Below are 15,939 nucleotides of genomic sequence, written 5' to 3'. Positions count from 1 at the left end.
CTAAATTGCGACTAAATAGGCCGCTGTAATGAATGCGAGCACGGCAGCCACTATGCCAAACATAAACACGTTATATGCGACGCGTAGTAAACGGTATTTGCGCCCCAGGACGACACCTTGAGCATAGACGTCACGAATCAGGCTACCATAAAGAAAGTCCCTGTCGCCCATCATTTTAATCATTCCTTCTTCATAATCCGGCAGACTCATCCGGTAGAAGTTCCCGAAAAAAAGCAGGTTTACGCGTTTCGCCCTGATGTCCTCATTTGTAAATACACCCTCCGGAATAGACGGACGTGTAGCAAGTATGGAGAATACCATGGTAACCACGCATATAATGAGCAAGAGCAATGTAGGGATGATCAGGTGTGGATTGTCCTCCAACTTCCGAAGTAGCAAACTAAGTATAACGGATAAAATGATCGAGTTTGTCGAAATCATGATATGGGCTTTGTTATCGGCCATATCACTTAATCGCTGATGGTTTGCCGAAGTGATCCTGAACATGGTTTCTATGCCACGCTCTGGTTTATCGCTTTTATTTTTTTTGTCACCTTTAGACGAATTATCCTCTGCATTCCATGGCAGCAATTGCGACAAATCCCCCCCTGCTTTGACTGCGCCGTTTTCCAGTTCAGCAAGGTTGGCTCTTTTGCCCTCGTTCAACAGTTTACGGCAAAATTCTGTATGGTAGGTGTGCGCCTTAAACAATGAAATGGTTTTATTTTTCCATTCGGCCCGATCTATACGGCTTCCCGAGCATGCCTCAGCTTCTTTCCGCATGAGCTTGTTCCTTACCTTGAAGTCAGGACCTCCTAGATGGAACAGGTCGGCATCGCACACGATTTCCTGCAGGAGGTTTTGCGGCTCCTGAGGCATTTTTGTCGCCATAATACAGCCCTGCACTTGTGCAACGGTATCGGTATCGACCTGATTCGCAGTCAGGAAGTCTCTAGCCATTTCGGCCCCACTGGCTTCGTGGTCCTTCCTATTAAACAGATACCCGAGATCGTGGAACCAGCAGGCCGACAATACAATAAACCTGTCCTTGTCGTCGAGGTTATAGTGCGCTACAATGCGCTGAGCGTTTTCTACAACCTGTTCGGTGTGACTAAGATTGTGGTATACAAGACGAAGATCGTTATGCGACTGAAAGAGTCTGATGACGTGCAGGCGGAGCAGGTCTAATACTTGACTATATTGAGTGTTTACCATATTAAAATACGCCGGCTTTTGCGACGTTTACGTTATAAAGATGCCTGTTTTTAGTTGAAGATACTGCACAAAAATGTAAAACTGTTAATTTGTTATTCGCCGGCGGACTACCGAATATGTTACTTTTGCAATGATGAGAAAATATTTTTGTGCGCTGGCACTTCTTTCACTGGTGTTAAACGTTGCGTTTGCCCAGTCGGCAGACCTGAAAAAGCTTGAAGACATAACAACAACCGCGATAAAAAAAGCATATGCAGCGAGCGTGCGCTGCTATGGTTTCGATACCGTTAAAAAGCAGCAGAACAGCTCGCAGTTCAGTGCTGTATCGGTGAAAGATGGTTATATCCTGACGGTGGCACATGCAATAGTTCCCGGCAACACCTATAAGGTCCGTTTTACTGACGGCAGGGAAACAATAGCTGCAGCCCTTGGTGAGATTACAGATCAGGAACGTCAGGGACTTCCAGATATGGGTTTAATGAAATTGCTGCAGCCGGGAGACTGGCCGTATGCCGAGATGGGCTGGTCGTACAGTCTGAAGCGCAACGAACCCTGCATCAGCATATCCTATCCGGAAACCCTAAACTTGTTAGCGCCTACAGTCAGGTTTGGCCGCATTACCAATCCGGCAGACGAATGGGGTTTCGTGGTATCTACATGCAAGATGGAACCGGGTGATTCGGGCGGGGGTCTGTTTGACTACATGGGGCGGGTAATTGCGCTCCACAGCAGGATAGCCATGCCTGAAGATGTGAACTTTGAGGTGCCGGTAGACAAATACAGGCAGTATTGGTCGGCCCTGCTGAAGCGCGAAAGCTACAAGCAGTTTCCGGCTCAGCAGGATGAAGTGGGCAAAGACCCGGAACAGGGAAACATTCTGACATTGCCATATCTTGAAACGCTTCCAACTGAATTACAACATGTTGACAGGCGTGCCGGCGAGCGTGTGATACGTATTAGAAGTGCTGTTAATGGTTCCGAAAGATACGTTTTGGGCACGGTCTTCAATTATAAAGGGAAGACTGTTATCGTGAGCAAAAGTTCCGAAGTGGGTGATGCGCCCGAGTTGATGGGGAATGGTAAGGGCGACAAAGGATTGAGGGTTTTGAAGAGAGATCCGGATAATGATCTGGTTTTGTTGCAGGCGAAGTCTAAGATGAAAGCAGCTTTTAAGCTGGATAGCCGGAAAGAAACGGACTCCTTAAGTACGAAAGATACAGGTCGTTTTCTCCTCAGTCCGATTCCTTCGGCACCTGCCAAAATGAGTGTAATAAGCGCTTCCGGTATCCATTTACCCCGAAAGTACAGCGTTGGCTATTTCGGCGCAGGCGCAACTTTCATAGAAGAGAAAATCACCATTACCCGTTTCGGGCCGTCCAGTCCGGCAGCTAAAGTGCTGAAGCTGAAAGACCATATCACGCAAATAAACGGCGTTACAGTGAGCTTGCCTCCGCATTACGGGGCTGAACTTATGAAATACAATGCTGGTGATACCATCAGCATAGATGGGATGCGCGAAGGTGTACCTTTTCATGTAAAGGTAGGTCTCACCTCAACGCCGGCTATGAGCGATCATCCGGCCGAGCACTTTGCTGGTGGAAAAAGTCGCAGGCCCGACGGGTTCAAAGGGGTTTTTATACATGATGCTGCGCTAAGACCTGAGGAATGCGGAGGTCCGGTCCTGGATCGCGAAGGTAACTTGCAGGGCATCAATATCGCGCGGTTCAGCAGGACTGCTTCGCTTGCGGTACCCCTGGCAATAGTTAAATCATTCATCGGGATATAATGATCCTTTTTTTAATTTTGAAGCATGAACGCAGATGAATATGAGGCGGCTTTCCACGGAATAGATTTGCCAAAGGAAGTAGAGTTGTTTCCCGGAAGCTATGTGCCTGATGTACGTTTCTTCCTCGATGCACAACTTAATTTGTTGAGACATTTGGGGACCGAGCGTCAGCGAGACGCAGTCAGACACCGCTTAAACCGCCTGCTGGAAATTATTAATGAAAATAATGAGAATTCCTGAATCCTGCTGACAAACTGTTGTCACCCGCCCTTTTTTTCTTTGCTGTGTAGAACTTAAAAACATAACATTATGAACAACACAGTAGAAGCAAACAGCACACAGGCACAGATTATCAGTTCATCAGATCTGTTGAGACATTGGCAAGGACACAGAGGCCTTACCCGCCGGGTGATTGAAGCATTTCCAGAAAAGGATTTTTTTACATTTTCCGTTGGAGGGATGAGAACCTTCTCTCAGCTTGCTTCTGAGTTATTGGCTATCGGCGCCCCGGCGATGAAAGGGATTGTAAACCGTCAGGTTGAGCCATATCAGGAACATACGGAAGAACTGACCACAAAAGCCCAGTTCCTCGACAAATGGGATGAGGCAACTGAAGAAATCAATAAATACTGGGCGCAATTAAAGCCTGAAGACTTTAACGAAACCTTCAATCTGTTCGGTCAGTATGAATTTCCGATTATTCAGAACATCTTGTATTTCATCGATAACGAGATTCATCACCGCGGTCAGGGCTATGTTTATTTGCGGGCACTGGGCATAGAGCCCCCCTACTTTTGGGAAAGATAGTTATTTATGGAGGCCAGCGGATTTATTTTGGCATATATTTTTTCCATCAGTTCCAAAACGCTGTCCTTTAAACTTTCCGGTTCCAGTATTTTAGCACAATCGCCGAACATCATAAACCAGCGTGAAAATCCATTTTCTATGTGATGTGTCAAAAAGGTCATTTCAATCTGATCGCCTGTCAACTTTTCCGACACAAAACCATGGTATTTTTTCTCGTGTTCCAGATGTTTGGCGATCTTTTTATCTACCAGGATCCTGACACGGGTTGTCGGGATCTTTTCTTTATCGTTTTGCAGGTAAACCTCTAAGGGTTGATGCTGCAAGGTAAACGGCCTATCGGTAACGCGAATGGAATGTATGCGGTCGGCCCTGAACTGCCGGTAATCATTCCGGAGATGACAATACGCGAAAGTGTACCAATTGTTATTTTCATGAAAAATGCCGACCGGTTCAACAACTCTTTCCATGGGCTCCGCTGCTTCAGCCGGCATATAAAGAAGGTATACCTGTGTTTTTTCGGCGATGGCTTTAAACAATATTGAGAGCGAGTTTGGCGCCTGCTCATGGAAAAGCCTTTCGGCGGGCTGCATCAGCACGTTGGATTCAATATTGGAGATCCACTCTTTATCTGTGCTTCTTAATACAGCCTTCAATTTAAACGCAGCAGAAGCATAGTGCTTTCCAAGTTCTTTATCCGTAAATTTTTGCATGAGTTTTTCGGCTGCAATAAAGCTGCCGGCCTCCTCACGGGTAAACATCACGGGCGGCAGGCGATAGCCTTCAAGCAAAGAATAGCCAATTCCTGCCTCGCTGTATATGGGCACACCCGAAGCCTCCAATGTCCTGATATCCCGGTAAATGGTTCTGAGGCTTACTTCGAAGCGATCGGCCAGGTCCTGGGCCCGCACAATCTTTTTCGACTGTAACTGGATCAGAATGGCCACTATTCTGTCGAAACGTTTGGGGCTGTCGTCCATGATGATGTTCTTTTAGTCAAATATAATGGCTTCGGGCAGATATGTGATAAATTACTTCTTATCTTTGCCGCGATGCAAGCCGTTCTGTCGCTGTTCCGGTAACGGAAAAGAGGAAAGTCCGGGCAACAAAGGGCATCCCGCTTCCTAACGGGAAGAGGTTTGGGAATGAAGACCTGAATTATGGAAAGTGCCGCAGAAAATACACCGCCGATGGCCGTAAGGCACAGGTAAGGTTGAAAACGTGAGGTAAGGGCTCACGGTGCTTTTGGGCGACCAGAGGTTACGGTAAACCCCGGGAGTTGAAAGACCAAATAGGCTAACGCAGTAGGGCTGCCCGTCCGATGTTAGTGGGTAGGTCGTTTGAGGTAAATGGCAACATTTATCCTGGATAAATGGCAGAAAGTTTATCTCTGAAAAGGATGAACTACAGAACCCGGCTTACAGGCTTGCATTTTTTAAAAAAAACAAAAATTCCGATGAAAATAATATATTAGCACCGGTAAAAAGCATTAGCACACATATATGGCGAGATTGTTAATTATTGATGACGAGCGGGCGATTAGAAGTACGCTGAGGGAGATTCTGGAATACGAAAACTATGAGGTTGAGGACATTGATAACGGAATTGAAGGTCTGGAACTCATCAAAAAGAAGAAGTTTGACCTTGTGCTTTGCGACATCAAAATGAATAAAATGGATGGTATGGAGGTGCTGGAACAGGCACTTGCATATAGCCCTGACCTTCCATTCATCATGATCTCCGGTCACGGTACGGTGGAAACCGCTATTGAGGCGAGCAAGAAAGGGGCGTTTGATTTTATTTCTAAACCACCTGATCTTAACAGGTTACTGATTACGGTAAGGAATGCGCTGGACAGAGGTACTTTGGTATCGGAAACGAAGGTCCTGAAGCGTAAAGTAAGTAAGACCCGGGACATACTCGGAAACTCCGAAAACATAGCGCGGATCAAAGATACCATAGATCGCGTAGCCCCTACCGATGCGCGGGTACTGATTACCGGGGCAAACGGAAGCGGTAAAGAACTTGTTGCCCGCTGGCTGCATGAGAAATCCAACCGTGCTGATTATCCGCTTATAGAGGTTAACTGTGCTGCTATTCCTTCCGAACTTATCGAAAGTGAGTTGTTTGGCCATGAGAAAGGATCTTTTACCTCTGCAGTAAAACAGCGCATTGGGAAGTTCGAACTGGCGAATGGTGGTACGCTTTTTCTGGATGAAATCGGCGATATGAGTTTATCCGCCCAGGCGAAGGTTTTGCGTGCCCTTCAGGAGCATAAAATTACCCGTGTTGGTGGCGAAAAAGAGCTGGATGTAAATGTAAGGGTGCTGGCTGCGACAAATAAGGATCTGTTAAAAGAGATTGAAGACGGCAATTTCCGGATGGACTTATATCATCGTTTAAACGTTATTAACATACATGTGCCACCGCTGAATGAGCGTGTGGAAGATATTCCTGAAATTGCCCAGAGTTTCCTTGAAGATATCTGCAGGGATTATGGTATGCCTGTTAAGAAGATCAACGAGAGTGCTATGGCGGCGCTACAGCGTCTTCCCTGGACAGGAAACGTGCGCGAGTTGCATAACATGATAGAGCGTTTGATTATCCTTAGTGATAAAACGATCACCGAGCATGATGTTATAGCCTTTGCCAATCCCGGCGGGGGAACGAATATTGGCGCTGTCCATAATGGTCACGTTCATGCTGGCGCAAACGGCAGCAGCAACGGACACGCTGTTGATTATGACAAGTTTAGCAATTTCCAGGATTATAAAGACCACGCGGAAAGGGAGTTTATCAAATTCAAGCTGGAAAAAAACAACTGGAATGTATCTAAAACCGCTGACGATATTGACATTCAGCGCAGTCACCTGTACAGCAAGATTGAGAAATTTGGTTTAAAGCGAACCGCAGAATAAATTAACCACGCTGGTTAAATATCGAACTTATCGAGCAGTTTAACCAGCGTTGCAAAATCTTTAGGATATGGCGCATCTATAGCGATATCCTTTTCATCTAAACCTTTGAATGTTAAATACCTTGCATGTAGTGCGAAGCGCTTCATAATGGGCTGCTCCTCTTCCTCCTTAGATAGGCGGTATCCTTTTTTGATAGAAGACAGAAACACGGGCGTTCCCTTATACATGTGATCGCCCACAATCGCCGCCCGCTGTGTTGCCAGGTGAATACGAATCTGGTGCATACGGCCGGTAACCGGTTTGCATTCTACCAGTGTGTAGTGCCGGTAGTTTTTAATGGTGTTAAACCAGGTTTCTGCACGCTTCCCTTCTTTTCTGTCGATGGTCACGTTTTTATTGCCGTCGTTAAGAATAGGCAAGTCCACCAGCAGATCCTTAAAACTATATTGTCCGCCAACAACAGCGTGATATACTTTATTGACCTTCCGCTTTTCGAATTGGATGGATACATGACGATAAGCTTCCGGGGTTTTAGCGATCACTAATGCGCCAGAGGTCTCTTTATCTAAACGATGCGCTACTTGTGCATCAGGCACATATTGCTTTGCTAGCCGAAGTATGTTAACATCGCCTGAGCCGCCTCGCTCGTCGAGCGATGCTACAAAGGGGGGTTTATTGACAACAATGTAATCATCGTTCTCAAACAGGATCAAATCTTTAAAAGAAGGGTATTTCAATGGCTTTTCGTTTGCCGCAAAATTAGCTAAAATAGCGGGAAACCGAAACTTAAGCCAACTCGAATTTGTAGCCTACGCCTTTTACGGTAGAAACGTACGATTCGCCGAGCTTTTCCCTGAGTTTACGAATATGAACGTCGATGGTACGATTAGTTACCACTACGGAATCTTCCCAGATATTCTTCAATATCGATTCCCTGGTATAAACTTTTCCGGGTTTTGAAGCCAGCAGGTAAAGAAGTTCGAATTCTTTTTTTGCCAGCACCACCTTCTGCCCGTTCTGGTACACCAGATATGCCTCCCGGTCTATAACAAGATCGCCTATCTCCACTTTGTTTTCAGAAAGTTCCTCTGTGCCGGCATTTCTCCGCAAAATTGCATTGATCCGGCTTACCAGCGCCCGTGGTTTGATGGGTTTGGCGATGTAGTCGTCTGCCCCCACATTAAAGCCCGCAATTTCAGAATACTCTTCGCTCCTTGCGGTAAGAAACACCATAAAAGTGTTTTTGAACTCCGGTATAGCGCGCATAAGTCTGCAGGCCTCAATGCCATCCATCTTAGGCATCATGATATCTAGGATGATCAGGTCCGGGTTAACCTTCTTGGCTACGGTAATCCCTTCCTGCCCGTTACCGGCCGTGAACACCTGATAACCTTCCTTTTTCAGGTTGTACTCTATCAGCTCCAGAATATCCGGTTCATCATCAACGATCAATATCTTTTGCTTCACAACACTCATAACTTTAAATATTTGTTACGAAAATAGGTATTCGGTTATAATATTAGGTTAAGTGTGTGTTAACAAATTGTTAAAGCATAAACTACCGTTAACAAGCTTTTTATAATGTCTTGCTTAAAAAGGCTTCCAATTCAGCACCTCTCAGATTCTTGGCAATGATCTTCCCATTTGGATCCAACAGGAAAGAGCTTGGGATGGAGTTGATCTGATACATGCGCACTACAGGACCTTCGAAATCTTTCAATTCCCCTCCATGAGTCCAGGTAAGGCCATCATCTTCAATAGCTTTTTTCCATGCGATCGCGTCTTTGTCGAGCGAAATGCCCAGAATCGTAAAATTCTTGTCTTTATACTTGTTATAGGCCTTGACCACGTTAGGGTTTTCCTCGCGGCAAGGCATACACCAGGAAGCCCAAAAATCTATAAGCAAGTATTTACCCTTGAAATCGGAAAGTTTAATTTGTTCGCCGCCGTTGAGCGCGGGAAGCGTGAAGTCTGGCGCCTGTTGCCCCACCTGCACCTTTTTCAAGCCTGCCATCTTCGATACAAAGTCGCTCACCACCTGGTTCCCCTTAAAACGATCCTTGATGTCATCGGCATAGGCAACCATTTCGCGCTCATACTCGGCCGGATTTAACATATTAATAGCAAAGAAGCCGGCGAGTGACTCCGAATTCTCCTGAGCAAATTTTAAAACGGCCTTATTCATTGCCTCAACTTCCGCCATATAAGCAGGGCGCATTTGCTCCATGATCATGTCGCGCTTATCGGGCTGGGCCTCTACGTTCTTGTCAAACTGCTGCTGTATGCGGTTGATTTTAATGACGTACTCATTCTTCGTTTTATTCAGCTCATGAAGTTTCTCGGCTTCGCGTGCGCCCGAAACATTATAAGTTAGTGAGGGATCCGCGAGGTCGGCTTCTATTTCAATATCATCGCCATTTTTTGCGATCAGCAGATATTCATTATCTCCGGCAGCCACTCTAAAAAAATCAGCCTCCGGCGATTCATGTTCAAATTTAAATTCACCTTTCTCGGAAAGTACCGTAGAGTCGACCGGGGTGTTGCTATTTTGCTGAACGCCGTATAAATAAACTTTTCCTTTAAGGTCTACATTCTTAAAAGTGCCGCTGATCGTAAAGCTGTCTTTGTTTTTGCAGGCCATAAAAGCCGAGCAAAGCATAATGATATATGATAATCTTTTCATTGGATGAAGATATTAGTGGGATTAGTTTAATTTTTCCTGTAGCAATTGATTTACTTTTTGGGGGTCGGCCTTACCCTTTGCGAGTTTCATGACCTCGCCCACAAACAGTCCGAGCACACCCTTCTTACCCTTTTTGTAAGCCTGGACCTGCGCCTCATATTTCTCAAGTACCAGATTTACATGAGCGGCCAGTTCGTCCACATCGTTCGAAATCAGCAGATTTAACTGCGCTGCAAATTGCTCCGCATCGGCTTCGGGTTTTCCATAAAGAGCGGGCAACAATTGCTGTAAGGCAATCTGCTGGGTGATCTGTTTCTCGTCTACCATATTCACAAGATCTGCCAGTTGCTCCGGAGTGATTTTGAACGCAGTGATGTCGATCTGCCGCTCGTTCAATAGAGCTCTTACTGCACCTACAAGCCAATTTGCTAAACTCTTAACGTTATTTACATGCGTTATTGCATCGTTAAAATACTTGAGCAGATAAATGTCTTCCGCAATCAGCAACGCATCTGCCGCCGCAACACCATGTTCCTGTACCAACTGCTTGCTTACTGAAGCAGGAAGGGCGGGCATGTCAAACATTATCTGCGCCAGCCACTCTTCTGATATATGTATCGGGGCCAGGTCAGGATCAGGGAAATAGCGATAATCATTGGCTTCCTCCTTGCTCCTCATTGGAGCAGTTGTGCCCTTATCAGCATCAAAATTTAACGTACTCTGGACGATCTTTCCCCCTGCGCTGACAACGGCCGTCTGGCGTCCATACTCAAAGTCTATCGCTCTTCGCAGGTTTCTTATGGAGTTCAGGTTTTTCACCTCACAGCGGGTACCGTATTCCAGGGTACCAACAGGCCGTATAGAAATGTTTGCGTCGCAGCGCAGACTTCCCTCCTCCATATTGCCATCGCTGACATCAAGGAAGCGCACCAGTTTCCGCAGTTCGGTCAGCAAAGCCGAGGCCTCTTCAGATGAACGGATATCGGGCTCGGTAACGATTTCAATGAGCGGCACGCCGGCGCGGTTCAGATCTACAAATGAATAAGCATCATGCTGGTCATGCATACTTTTACCAGCATCCTCTTCCAGGTGTATCCGGTTAATACCGATCCGTTTCTCCGTACCGTCACCCAAGGTTATGTTTAGAAACCCGTTCTGGCAGATAGGTTGGTTATCCTGTGTAATCTGGTAGCCTTTAGGTAAATCTGCATAAAAATAGTTTTTCCGGTCGAAGTAATTAACCGCATTGATGCTGCAGTTCAGTGCAAGGCCCATTCTTACGGCTTTAGCCACAACCTCCTTATTCAGTTTTGGCAGCGCACCAGGCAAAGCAAGTGATACAGGCGAAATGTTGGCGTTTGGTTCAGCTCCGAAAGCAGCACTGTCTGACGAAAATATCTTTGACTTTGTATTGAGCTGTACGTGTATTTCCAGGCCTGAAACCAATTCGTATTCAGATATAGAAACTTCGGGTGGTTGACTCATTTATGGCTAGCAGTTACTTATCAATTGAAATTTAAATATACAAACATAACCATTTGAAGCGTTATAAGGATACACAAATACTAAAACCATGAATCTATGAAACGATTAATTTTACTGGTGGCTCTCGGATTTGCATCCGTCGCCGCAACAACAACCGCCAGCGCGCAGGTCAGTGTCAACATCAACATTGGTGCGCAGCCAAGATGGAGTCCCGTTTATTATGAAACCGTGGCCTACCGACCAGTTTATACACGGCCAGTGGTATATACCCGACCTGTCGTTTACACGCGTCCGGTAGCTACGCATTACGTCCGGACGGTTAAATACAAATCACAGCCAAGCTGGAAAAGCTACAAGAAGTATACAAAGAAACATCATAAACATCATGGCAAGCGTCACCCACATCATGGCAGGCATCGCCGTTAATGAAAAAGGGGCGGTCATTTGACCGCCCCTTTTTTTGATATCGCACCATCGACTATTTCATTAACTCCCTTACTTGTGCAATCGTTACATTTTCCGCTACAACGGTACCTTTTTCATCCAGAAGGAACATTGCCGGAATCGTTCTGATCTTCCAGGCTGCTGAGGTTGCGCCCTTGTCCAGAAAACTTGGCCAGGCCAGCTGTTCTTCTTTTTCTGCTTTCAGCCAGTCGGCCTCCTTCTTGTCAATAGACAGACTTACAATTTGCAGTCCCTTCGCGTTCATATCGGCATACAGAGACTTCAATGCCGGGATTGACTTGCGGCAGGGCTGGCACCATGACGCCCAGAAATCAACCAGGGTATATTTATTACCTTTCAGCAACTGACTCAGATCAGCGTCTTTCTTGTCATTGGTCATCGCTTCAAACAGCGGAGCCTTCTCACCTAAAAATCCTTTAGGAAACAATTCATCTTTTATCTTCTGCCCATAGTAGCTTTCCTGCGCTGTCTGCGACAATTTATTGAAAACAGGTTTCTGCTCGGGCGTGAAATACGAGTAAGCGTTTAACATCAGAAACGCACCCCACCAGCTGTCTTTGTTGGCCGTAATCAGAGAATCAAAAGTCACCTCAACCTTATCAAAAAAAACCTTCTCATCAGCTTCAAACTTTTTATAAGCTGCAGTCTTATACAAAGAATCAAGCTTTACCGAATCTTTGGCCTGTCTGGCCGCACTAACCTGCTTCATGATAGCCTCACCGCGACGGTTATAATCCATATGATCCTGATTGAGCTTTTCCCGGTAGGAAGTCTTTTTCAGGTATTCCTCATGGAGCTTGCTCCCGGAAACCTTAAGATCCTGCAGATCAAGAAACTTGTTCTTATAACGTTCGGCGGTACTCCCAGTAGCCGTAACAGTGATGTTGCTGCTGTTGTCAACCATCACCTGGCATCCCCCGTAATGGCCTTTAACCGAAATTCTAAACAGCCTCGGCCCCGGTATGGTGCCGCTGAAGCTGAACTGCCCGCCCTTCAAAACGGCCGTAGCCACAGGCTTCTCGTCGTCATGCGTTCCGGAAGGAATAAGTTCCAGCACAGTGCCATCCGCCAAACCTGTAAACTTTCCTTTAATGGTATATCCTGGCGCTGCAGATGACGCGATCAGATTGCATAAAAGCAACGCGAAAATGCCCAATAATCTATATAATCTCATAGCTGAACTAATTAAAAAGTGTAGCAAGTTTTTTCTCCAATGCGTCTCCCCTAAGGTCCTTGGCGATAATCTTCCCGCTGGCATCTACCAGGAAACTCATCGGGATGGATTTTATTCCATATTCTAAGGCCAGGTCGCTCTTCCATCCTTTTAGATCTGAGGCATGAACCCAATTCAACTTGTCCGCTTCAATCGCGGCCAGCCACCTGTCTTTCTTGTCATCCAGTGAAATACCGATGATCTCAAAGCCTTTATCATGATATTTCTCATATGCCTTGACCAGATTCGGGTTCTCTTTGCGACACGGACCACACCAGCTTGCCCAGAAGTCAACGAGCACAACTTTCCCTTTAAAATCGGCCAAAGACACAGCTTTGCCGTTTTTGTCGGGCACGGAGAATTGAGGGGTAACTCCTATACCGGTTTTAGCATTGATCTTGATTGATTCACCCAACTGAAGTCCGTAATAAGAGTTCTTAGCCTGCGGCGCCAACGCTGCATAAGTGCTTGCCGCTTTTTCAGGGTTTGGGTAGTTTACGAACCGGTCGATGATAATATAGGGAGTAACCATCGATGAAGGATATCGCTTTACCAACGACTCAACAGAATCAACCAGACGCTGATTGAGAGCGTCAAATCCGGCATCCACCTCCGAGCGATCGACCTGCTTGCCTGTAGCCTTAGCAAGTTTATCCAGGCTGTCGGCCATTTTATATAAGCCGCCAGCAGTCGCTGTAATGGTATTCCATCCCTTAAACCATTCTTTCCATACCGGATAGTGCTTTGCACCATCAACCCTTACATCGGTAAGTTTTTTTACGTCCCCGTTAATGGCCACCTTCTCATTAGCGTCCACAGGCAGACTCAAAAATCCCGACTTGCCAAACCTTAAGTAATACACCAGTCCAGTGGGAGCTTCGCCTTTCAACATAAATGCCCCGTTCTTTGCCCGTACCGAATCTTTGATTTCCCTTCCCTGGTAGTTTGAACTGAGTCGTACCATTTCGTTCCCCAATCCTTCCAGTTTTCCAGAAATTCGGTAGGATATCTGAGCGCCAGCACTTGAAAAAAGAAACATTAATGGCAGCGCCGTACCGAGTACCTTTTTAGTTAATTTCATTTGTATTCGTTTAATTAGTATTTATAAGCCAGGTCAACAATTTTAGCGAAGCCACCTACAACGTTTGTATAAGAGCCCATTGCGCCGGTCGGTCCTGTGGTAAAAAAGTAAACCTTTCCGACTGTACCATTCCAGGTTGCCACAACCAATTTAGACCCTTGGCCACCCTGTGAATATCGTGCGTACTTCATCGCTGTGACCGTTTCGTTTGCAGGAAAGCTATATGTTTCTAAAACTGTGTTTGAACTGGTTTCATAACGCCTTATGATGTTTCCCTTCGCATAATACAAGCTAGGGGATGTGGTAGAGGCAGCCGCCGCGCTGTAAGAAAGAATGTCCGGGGCATTCATTAACAACTTTTGGATCGTAATAATCGGCGCCGTAGTTGTGTTTACCGTTTTATACCTCAACATATACGGCAGGTTATCCTCGCTCTTCATAATAGCGTTATACTCATGAAGAACTTCGGTCGAATCCTGAAAGATCATGGTCATCCCTACGTTGTTCATATCAAATATGGCCGGATTGCTGACGTTAGAAGTTGTACCAGTCGGAAACGGTTCGAGTGTTCCGGCGACGGGACTTGGATTGTACGCCTGAACATGATAGAATCGCTTGTCAAGGTTATCATAAACAACGGCGGGAAAAGTCGTGCCTCCAACGACGAAGGGAGCCAGGTCGTAGTTTTGGTTTTTTTGCGGGTTTTGTGCAACGTCTCCCCACTTCTTAATTCCGGGAAATCCGCCGACCAGGTTGGAATGCAACTTGCCTCCATTGATTGCAATACCCAATGACGGAGAACGGACCCCGCTATATGTATATTGACTTGTCCAGGTCATAACCGTTGGGTTTATGGAAGCCGGAGCTTTGAAAAACAAAAAGCTATAGTCAAATTTCTTAACCATCGTCAGATAATTGTACTCCTGACTTCCTTGGTCGGCCAGAATATATAGCCTTTTTCCCGTCGCAGAGATCTCATCGCCGACAGGGAACGGTGTAATCTCCAACTTCCGCGGACCTCTAAGTACCGCGGTGTTCCTCGACGTGTATACCTGATGCTCTGCTGTATAATCGTTAAAAATGAACGACAAATCACCTGCACCTGCTTTATCTTCGAGAATAAGCCAGCCCACACCATATTTGTTTCCGATGAGGACATTATAATTAATGTATGAGGCAACACCAGCCTTCTTATCTTTTACCTCAAGTCTGAATACGTATGGTTCGCCAAGAACATATTCATTTGAAATGGCTATTTTGAGTTCATACTCGTTAGACACCTCAAACCGCGGTGACGCTAAACTTATAGAACCATTGTTTTGATAATATATCCACTTAAACTCGAGCTCATCTATCCTGCTGCCTAGTGATTGAGACAAAGTGGGCTTTAGTTTTAAGCTGTCGCCCTGAAACTTTACTATCTGCGTTAGATTCGCGGGATCGCTAATCTCAACCGTATTTACTGGTATTGTGTCAAGCGTGCTGTCGTCTTTATAACACCCCGTAATTGCTGAACCAACAACCAATAATATGACATGGAGTATCTTATATTTTATTTTCATTTTCTGTAGTTATTAAGGGTAAGCGGCAAGGTTTATGGAAAAGATACTTCCTGCCCAAATTCATCAATTAACGCGCCGTTTTGCTGGTTGTATTCAAGTAATGCATTTCGGGCAATTTGAGACAAGACTCGAGAGTCCTGAGGAAGGGGCGAAGAATTCCAGTTTGTTTTTCCGGTTGCCGTTAGCAAAAACCTGAATTTTACTTCAGAGTAACTTCCGAAGTAAGATGCCCAGGTTGTCTCCCAGTTGGTTGGTTTACTGAAGATATCTGACAGTCTGAACTTGAAGCGTTGACGCTGGGCGATACCCTGTTTAAAGTTTTCATTTTCCTGAATTTCTAAGGTTGCCTGAACCAAGCTGTCTTTTAAGCCTGGTTTGCGGTAAAAATATATCGGAACAATGGCTTGAAAAGTGTTGGCCTTAATTACAAGCGGCCCTAGGCTATAGTGATAACCTAGCTTGGCGGTCGCCCCGCTTACGGGGACAAGATTAAATGTCCTATCTGACGACGATGCCGTGCCACTGATCCTAAAAGAAACCATAAAAGAATCTTTAACAACCGAACCCGGGCTCGTTGCGAAGGTATATTCCGTACTATCCTGATAATCGACGTATATTGAATTCTTATCATCGAATAGCAGCTCTTCATCTTTAGCGCAGGCAGCCAACACCATCGTTGCAAACGCAGCTAAAAGTATTTTTTTAAATGTCTTCATGTTATAATTGA

At 45.7% G+C, this 15,939-nt stretch carries 15 protein-coding genes and 1 other RNA gene; 6 read left to right on the top strand and 10 right to left on the bottom strand.

Features of this window, described 5'->3' with window-relative positions:
* Positions 1-1,215 carry a Pycsar system effector family protein gene (locus J3P40_RS11635; protein ID WP_256005775.1) on the bottom strand — a complete coding sequence of 405 codons (1,215 nt, stop codon included), beginning with the start codon at positions 1,213-1,215 and terminating at the stop codon, positions 1-3.
* A gap of 133 nt (positions 1,216-1,348) precedes the next feature.
* Between J3P40_RS11635 and J3P40_RS11630 the strand changes: the two genes are divergently transcribed.
* The 3 genes from J3P40_RS11630 (at position 1,349) to J3P40_RS11620 (ending at position 3,808) form a co-directional block, all read left to right on the top strand.
* Entirely contained in the window at positions 1,349-3,001 is a 1,653-nt protein-coding gene (locus tag J3P40_RS11630) for a S1 family peptidase (protein ID WP_256005773.1), read from the top strand.
* Positions 3,002-3,025: 24 nt separating this feature from the next.
* Complete coding sequence (locus J3P40_RS11625) at positions 3,026-3,241, top strand: DUF6965 family protein (protein ID WP_256005770.1); 216 nt, start codon at positions 3,026-3,028, stop codon at positions 3,239-3,241.
* A 69-nt stretch (positions 3,242-3,310) separates the two neighbouring features.
* Positions 3,311-3,808: a DinB family protein gene (locus tag J3P40_RS11620; RefSeq protein ID WP_256005768.1), complete on the top strand. Its 498-nt coding sequence runs from the start codon at positions 3,311-3,313 to the stop codon at positions 3,806-3,808.
* Here J3P40_RS11620 and J3P40_RS11615 read toward each other — a convergent pair.
* Complete coding sequence (locus J3P40_RS11615) at positions 3,790-4,785, bottom strand: helix-turn-helix transcriptional regulator (RefSeq protein WP_256005765.1); 996 nt, start codon at positions 4,783-4,785, stop codon at positions 3,790-3,792. The genes J3P40_RS11620 and J3P40_RS11615 overlap by 19 nt on opposite strands.
* 71 nt (positions 4,786-4,856) lie before the next feature.
* Here J3P40_RS11615 and rnpB point away from each other — a divergent pair.
* Positions 4,857-5,242, top strand: an RNA gene (gene rnpB, locus J3P40_RS11610) — RNase P RNA component class A.
* Between the two features lie 65 nt (positions 5,243-5,307).
* The gene (locus tag J3P40_RS11605; protein WP_256005762.1) at positions 5,308-6,723 is read left to right on the top strand and encodes a sigma-54-dependent transcriptional regulator; all 1,416 of its coding nucleotides are present in this window, start codon (positions 5,308-5,310) and stop codon (positions 6,721-6,723) included.
* 14 nt (positions 6,724-6,737) lie between these two features.
* Here J3P40_RS11605 and J3P40_RS11600 read toward each other — a convergent pair whose 3' ends face one another.
* The 4 genes from J3P40_RS11600 to gatB form a co-directional block, all read right to left on the bottom strand.
* Entirely contained in the window at positions 6,738-7,460 is a 723-nt protein-coding gene (locus J3P40_RS11600; RefSeq protein ID WP_256005760.1) for an RluA family pseudouridine synthase, read from the bottom strand.
* A 49-nt stretch (positions 7,461-7,509) separates the two neighbouring features.
* Positions 7,510-8,199: a response regulator transcription factor gene (locus J3P40_RS11595; protein WP_256005758.1), complete on the bottom strand. Its 690-nt coding sequence runs from the start codon at positions 8,197-8,199 to the stop codon at positions 7,510-7,512.
* Between the two features lie 100 nt (positions 8,200-8,299).
* On the bottom strand, positions 8,300-9,406 hold the full coding sequence (locus tag J3P40_RS11590; protein ID WP_256005756.1) for an AhpC/TSA family protein: 1,107 nt from the start codon (positions 9,404-9,406) through the stop codon (positions 8,300-8,302).
* 21 nt (positions 9,407-9,427) lie between these two features.
* Entirely contained in the window at positions 9,428-10,891 is a 1,464-nt protein-coding gene (gene gatB, locus J3P40_RS11585; RefSeq protein WP_256005754.1) for an Asp-tRNA(Asn)/Glu-tRNA(Gln) amidotransferase subunit GatB, read from the bottom strand.
* A gap of 96 nt (positions 10,892-10,987) precedes the next feature.
* Here gatB and J3P40_RS11580 point away from each other — a divergent pair, with 96 nt between their 5' ends.
* Positions 10,988-11,317 carry a hypothetical protein gene (locus J3P40_RS11580; RefSeq protein WP_256005752.1) on the top strand — a complete coding sequence of 110 codons (330 nt, stop codon included), beginning with the start codon at positions 10,988-10,990 and terminating at the stop codon, positions 11,315-11,317.
* Positions 11,318-11,369: 52 nt separating this feature from the next.
* On the opposite strand, the gene J3P40_RS11575 is transcribed toward J3P40_RS11580, so the two are convergent.
* Genes J3P40_RS11575 through J3P40_RS11560 form a run of 4 tightly spaced genes read right to left on the bottom strand, consistent with a single transcriptional unit; the run spans position 11,370 to position 15,928 of the window.
* Positions 11,370-12,530: a TlpA disulfide reductase family protein gene (locus J3P40_RS11575; RefSeq protein WP_256005749.1), complete on the bottom strand. Its 1,161-nt coding sequence runs from the start codon at positions 12,528-12,530 to the stop codon at positions 11,370-11,372.
* A gap of 7 nt (positions 12,531-12,537) precedes the next feature.
* On the bottom strand, positions 12,538-13,650 hold the full coding sequence (locus J3P40_RS11570; protein ID WP_256005747.1) for a TlpA disulfide reductase family protein: 1,113 nt from the start codon (positions 13,648-13,650) through the stop codon (positions 12,538-12,540).
* A 14-nt stretch (positions 13,651-13,664) separates the two neighbouring features.
* Positions 13,665-15,212, bottom strand: coding sequence for a PKD-like family lipoprotein (locus J3P40_RS11565; RefSeq protein WP_256005744.1), 1,548 nt, complete (start codon positions 15,210-15,212; stop codon positions 13,665-13,667).
* A 32-nt stretch (positions 15,213-15,244) separates the two neighbouring features.
* A complete protein-coding gene (locus J3P40_RS11560; protein ID WP_256005741.1) occupies positions 15,245-15,928 on the bottom strand; it encodes a DUF4843 domain-containing protein in 684 nt (227 codons plus the stop codon).
* Between the last annotated feature and the right edge of the window lie 11 nt (positions 15,929-15,939).

This window comes from Pedobacter deserti (assembly GCF_024436415.1).
Lineage (GTDB): Bacteria > Bacteroidota > Bacteroidia > Sphingobacteriales > Sphingobacteriaceae > Pedobacter > Pedobacter faecalis.
The sequence above is the reverse complement of the archived record's forward strand: the minus strand, read 5'-3'. Positions and strand labels throughout refer to the sequence as shown.